Genomic DNA, 773 nt, shown 5'->3' on the forward strand with positions numbered 1-773 from the left:
CGCGCCGCGCGGAGCAGCTCGCGGCGGCGCGGGACCTCGGGTACGCCGAGGTCCACCTCCTCGGGCTGCCCGACCGGGGCGTCGCGGCGGACGCGCGTCTGCTGCCGCGCGTCCGCGAGATCTACGACGCGCTGCGTCCGCAGGCCGTCCTGATCTTCGATCCGTCCCTGCCGTCCCTGCCTTACCTGCACCCGGACCACCAGGGGTCCGCGCGGGTCTTTCTGGGCTTCTGGGAGACGCTGCGGGACCGTCCGCCCCTCTACCTCTTCCAGACTCGACGTCCGGACGTCGCGGTGGACATCACGGACGTGCTGGACCTCAAGGCGCGCGCGCTCGCGCGGCACGAGAGCCAGAACGGCGGTAGCGGCTCCGGCATGACGGGCTTCTTCCGCGCGTCGGGCCGCGCGGTGGGCGTGGGCGCGGCGGAGCTCTTCCGGGCGCTGCGCTGACGCCTCACCCGTACTCGTAGCCCACGCTCTCCACGTCCACGGGCAGCTCGGAGAGACGCTCGGCCCGCACGGCCCGCGCGTGGCCCTGCACGTCCGCGACGCCCTCCACGACGAGGGCGCGCGCGTCGCGCAGCAGCTGACGGTGCGCCTCCCAGAGCTCCGGGCCGATCACGACCTGCACGCGCCAGTGGTGGTCCTCCAGCACGAAGAACGCCACGCCCTTCGCGGTGGGCGGCTTCTGCCGCGCCGCGACGAGGCCCGCCACGCGCGCCCGCTCACCGTGCCGGAGCCGTCCGGGCGTCACGCAGCCCAGGTCGCGCAGGC

General features: G+C 75.2%; 2 protein-coding genes. One reads left to right on the forward strand and one right to left on the reverse strand.

Annotated elements, in window-relative coordinates; translation table 11 throughout:
* Nucleotides 1-449: PIG-L deacetylase family protein (locus DEIPI_RS0121765; protein ID WP_027483160.1), on the forward strand; the 449-nt coding region annotated here is incomplete at its 5' end.
* A 4-nt stretch (nucleotides 450-453) separates the two neighbouring features.
* Here DEIPI_RS0121765 and DEIPI_RS40535 read toward each other — a convergent pair.
* On the reverse strand, nucleotides 454-773 hold a 320-nt coding region (locus DEIPI_RS40535; RefSeq protein WP_045234931.1), incomplete at its 5' end, for an OB-fold nucleic acid binding domain-containing protein.

Origin of the sequence: Deinococcus pimensis DSM 21231 (assembly GCF_000519345.1) — a bacterium.
Lineage (GTDB): Bacteria > Deinococcota > Deinococci > Deinococcales > Deinococcaceae > Deinococcus_A > Deinococcus_A pimensis.